The sequence below is a fragment of the Photobacterium carnosum genome, from assembly GCF_021236965.1.
Taxonomy (GTDB): Bacteria; Pseudomonadota; Gammaproteobacteria; order Enterobacterales; family Vibrionaceae; genus Photobacterium; species Photobacterium carnosum.
On sequence record NZ_WMDN01000047.1, the window covers coordinates 1 to 4,668 of the forward strand.

Genomic DNA, 4,668 nt, shown 5'->3' on the forward strand with positions numbered 1-4,668 from the left:
GGTTCTGTCGCAAAGTTATCCCTATTTATGGTTAACTAGGCATTATCATTGTCTATTCGTTGATCACCATGAACTTTAAAGGTTGCCAGTTTCCATCCTCTCTCATCTTAATGGCTGTTCGTTATTACATTTCTTATAAGCTTAGTTATCGTGAAATTGAAGAAATTCTGGCTGAGCGAGGCATTAATGTTGACCATTCCACATTAAATCGTTGGGTGATTAGATTTGCTCCTTTGTTAGAAATAAGAGCAAGACAATTGAAACGCCCAGTATCTTCTTCATGGCGAATGGATGAAACATATATCAATATTAAAGGGGAATGGTGGTATTACTACCGTGCCGTTGATAAACATGGCGATATTGTTGACTTTTACCTTAGTCGTCAACGTGATGAAAAGGCAGCGAGTACCTTCTTACGAAAAGCTATAGGCAGTAATGGGTTACCACATAAAGTCGTTATTGATAAAAGTGGAGCAAATGCCTTAGCACTGCATAACATGAATGTATCCCTTTGGCAGACGGTGATCTTCATGCTGAATTTAATAGAAATTGTCGATATTAAATATCTGAATAATATCGTTGAGCAGAGTCACCGACCAATCAAACAGAAGATGGTACAGGCGTTAGGCTGGAAGTCTGTAGAAGGAGCAACGGCCACTATGTCGGGCCAAGAAGTTTGGGCTCAGATAAAACGGGGGCAAGTTGGTGATGTAAGTTTGCCTGTTTGGGAGCGCTTTTACGCGCTCGCTGTATAATAGTATTTGCAATTTGACACGTCTGTATCTAACTAAAACTTTGCGACAGAACCCTATTTCAGCAGGCGTTATCATTGCAGCCATTGGATTTAACCACATTACCTGAGGCCAAGGCTTTGCCTCCTTTTTTTACGATTGGGGCGGATTATATAATCAAGGTTTGATTGATGGGTTGGAGTAAAAAACTAACAGATTCAGGTTGATTTAAGTAATATGTCTCAATTACAACCCCCATTGTCCCCAGACAAATAGGCTTAAATATAACAAATTAAACCATTTTATGCAAAAAACACGCTTTAATGGTTTAATATCTCGATATAGCGCATTATCATGTATACATATTTTTTATGAATACCGAGGCAAATGGAATGGGCACAATTCTTGATTCTTTAGATCTTGTTTCTGAGCGAATGCAACAAGAGCAATCTGATTTAAAAGCAGTAATAAAAGAGCGAATGCAAATCAACGTGACTGACACTGAAATTAAAGACAGTGTTGATCGTCTTATTTACAACCACTGTTTAAAAAAGAAAGAGCTTCAAGAGCTGTTTGGTTTATCTCGCGTAACATTTAACACTCGCATTAATGAAGCAATTGAAAAGGGCATTATTGGCCAACCAATCATTCAAGGCCGAACACATTTATACAACCGTTTTGATGTGACCAATTTTATGGATTACATGGCGTATCCAAAATATTCACAACGCTTTGAGCCAACGACCATTGTTGTTGAAAACCATAAAGGCGGCACAGGTAAATCAACAACAACCGTTACGCTTGCGACTGCCACTGCGTTAGACTTAAACCTAAACGCACGTTGCTTGATTATTGATTTAGATCCACAAGGTTCAACAGGTCAAAACCTTATCCACCAAGCGGATGAAGAATCGGTATACATGACAGCCGTTGATGTTGCCTTATCAGAACTAGAGCCTGAAGGTGATTTCGCGCAGTACTTAGCTTCTGGATATGATTATGCTGAATTAGTAAAAGCCATTCCATTCAAAACCCATTTACCAAACTTAGATGTTATTCCTGCGTTTCCATCAGACGAGCGTTTTGTTGATGCCTACTGGAGACAAAATACTGAAGGGCAGCAGCAACTATTAACCTTGCTTCGTGAAAAAATATTATCAGTACTAAAAGACGAATACGATCTTATCTTCATCGATACACCGCCGCAGAACTCCCCAATATTATGGGCAGTTAACGAAACTGCGGATGCCGTTCTTATTCCAGTAACTCCACGAGAATTTGATTTCGCATCTACAAGTAATTACATGGCCACAATGCCAAGTACCTTTAGAGAGCTACCATCTAAAGGTAAAAACCTTAAATGGGCCAAATTATTACCGGTTAATTTTGATGAAAAGAGCGCTCATGAAATGAAGGTATTCGATAAATTATTACGTGCCGCCCAAGGTCATTTACTATCGACTTCTATTCGACATTCAGAAGCCTTTGTTGCAGCAGCAGAAAGCAATAGAACCGTTTTAGATATTAGAAAATCAGAGCAAGTGTGCAGTGGTAAACAATTCGATTTAGCAATGACTTCAGTGAATGCGGTTTATCATCAATTCATCACCGAGATTAAACAGCTAGCAACCAAAGGACTGTAAGATGCAAAGACCTCAAGATAAACGCACCGGTTTCAATCAAGGGAACAATCTTAGTAAATTACAAAAAAATGAAGGCATAAAAAAAACCTTCTCCTTTGCTAGTGGTCGGAAAGTAAGTGCAACACGAATTGTCGTAGCTGCGAACGAATTAAAAAATAAAACTGTTATTCATAAGTTAAACCCAAGACGACAAGATTCACTGACACTTGATTCAGTGCGCGATATTTTAATCAGCATTGAACAAGAGGGCGTTCATACCGAAGGCGTCGCTACCAAAAATGTACAGGGCATTTATGAACTGCTTGATAGTTCACGTCGTCGTTATAGCTGTCTTCATGCACAAAAAGAACTGCCACTATGGGTGATTGAAGAGAGTATCGATGACGCGGATTTAATCGCTTTTATTCAAACGACTCAATCAGTAAAGCGTTTGTCTTATCGTGAGCTTGGCGCTGATTACGAAACGCTGATGAAAGAGGGTGCTTTCACTAAGATTGATGAACTAGCCGAATATCTTTCAGTAGGCCGTGAAACCTGTCGTAAACGTTATGTTGCTGCATCGATTAATCAAGCGTTGATTTCAGTATTTCCAGATTGTGAAGGAATCCCAAATGGTTACTATGCAAAATTGGCAAAAATTGAAAAGCAATTATCTAAAGAAAATACAAGTGTTACCAAGTTCATTTCATCACTAAAATTTAATGACGCTGAAGAAGAAACGAGTGTTGAAGATAAGCAAAAAGCGATTTTGAACCTAATGGAAGTCAAACTTAAAAAACCGACAGATAAAGTCACTTGGAATACGACAACACTAGCCGATTTTGATGATAAAAACACCTACGCTAAAGTATTAAAAAGCAGTGATAACCGTAGTTTAAAAATTGAGTTGAGCCGGTTACCTTCTGAACTTTACGATGACATCATTAAGTATGTATCTGATAAAGTGAACGCAGGTTCGGTAGATAATTAAACTGGGGACAATGGGGGTTGTTTTTCAAACATTAGAAAAACAACCATCTCGACACTAAAGTTTCTTGGACAACTGAATTCATGATAAATAAACTTATTGATGCGAAATGCCATAATTTACTAGGTATGATCTCTACTACTTTCTCACAAGGTCAAGCGAAGACAATCTCAGCGATTAACGCTGGCTTAGTAATGACTTATTGTAAGATTGGACAACATATATTGAGTTTGAACAAGAAGGGCAAATAACAGCGCAGTACGGAAAACAGTTACTCACCAACTTAAGTCGAGATTTAAAATTAGCTCATAGTAAAGGTTTTAGTCTTTCTAATTTAAAGCGGTTTCGCCAATTTTATCTTGCGAATCGAAATGGTGCGACACTGTCGCACCATTTGAGTTGGTCACATTATGTTGAGTTATTAAAAATTGATAACACGACAGAACGTGCGTTTTACATAAACCAAGCAGTAAACGCTAATTGGAGTGTAAGAGAGCTTAAGCGTCAAAAAGAAACCGGCTTGTTTTTGCGTTTAGCGGCAAGTAAAGATAAAGAAGAGGTCATCGCCCTTTCACAACAGAATACCCTAGTTGCCAAACCAGAAGACATAAATCGTGATAGTTACGTTTTTGAGTTTCTTAACCTGCCAGAACGAAATCACTACAGCAAAAAAGACTTAGAAAGTGCGCTATGTGAACACTTAGAACATTTCTTATTAGAGCTAGGCAAAGGCTTTACGTTTGTTGGACGTCAGTACCGCATTACGTTAAATAATAGCCATTACAAAGTAGATTTGGTTTTTTATCACCGTATTTTACGCTGCTTTGTGCTCATCGATTTAAAGATCAATGATGTTAAGCACCAAGATATTGGCCAAATGAACATATATATGGGTTATTTTGCTGCAGAAGAAAATATTGAAGGGGATAACCCACCAATTGGTATTATCCTAAGTAAAGATAAAGATGAGCTACTTGTGAAGTACGCGACGTATGGCATAGATAAAAACTTATTTGTGCAAAAGTATCAGCTGTATTTACCCAATGAAGTCGAAGCGACATTGTCAGAACAACGGTCCCTGTAAATAATTATGTGTAACGGTTCAGGGCTTGTCGCCAATTTCTAATTGGCATGGTCCATTGACTGAAAGTGAGTCTGATGTTTTTTAACAAGAGCATCAACCTTCGGTTGCAACTTTCCTGCTGTAAGTTCATCTAATACAATCACATCATCAGAATCACGCTAGCACTGGCTTATGTATAACCCGAATAGTATCAATGCTCTTTTTACTTTAGATAAATGCTTTCATAATGCACTGAAAAATGGT

At 38.1% G+C, this 4,668-nt stretch carries 5 protein-coding genes; all 5 read left to right on the forward strand.

Translation table 11 applies throughout. The annotated features are described in order from the left end of the window. Positions 1 to 62: 62 nt before the first annotated feature. The 5 genes from GLP24_RS19585 (at position 63) to GLP24_RS19605 (ending at position 4,425) form a co-directional block, all read left to right on the forward strand. On the forward strand, positions 63 to 755 hold the full coding sequence (locus GLP24_RS19585; protein WP_232616427.1) for an IS6 family transposase: 693 nt from the start codon (positions 63 to 65) through the stop codon (positions 753 to 755). A gap of 368 nt (positions 756 to 1,123) precedes the next feature. After that, positions 1,124 to 2,374: a ParA family protein gene (locus tag GLP24_RS19590; RefSeq protein WP_232616424.1), complete on the forward strand. Its 1,251-nt coding sequence runs from the start codon at positions 1,124 to 1,126 to the stop codon at positions 2,372 to 2,374. 1 nt (position 2,375) lies between these two features. Continuing rightward, a complete protein-coding gene (locus GLP24_RS19595) occupies positions 2,376 to 3,344 on the forward strand; it encodes a ParB family protein (RefSeq protein ID WP_232616425.1) in 969 nt (322 codons plus the stop codon). Between the two features lie 80 nt (positions 3,345 to 3,424). Then, positions 3,425 to 3,592 (forward strand): DUF1016 N-terminal domain-containing protein, encoded by a 168-nt coding sequence (locus GLP24_RS19600; RefSeq protein WP_232616426.1) that lies wholly within the window; start codon positions 3,425 to 3,427, stop codon positions 3,590 to 3,592. Continuing rightward, on the forward strand, positions 3,589 to 4,425 hold the full coding sequence (locus GLP24_RS19605; RefSeq protein WP_232616428.1) for a PDDEXK nuclease domain-containing protein: 837 nt from the start codon (positions 3,589 to 3,591) through the stop codon (positions 4,423 to 4,425). Before GLP24_RS19600 ends, GLP24_RS19605 begins: the two co-directional genes overlap by 4 nt. The last annotated feature ends 243 nt before the right edge of the window (positions 4,426 to 4,668 follow it).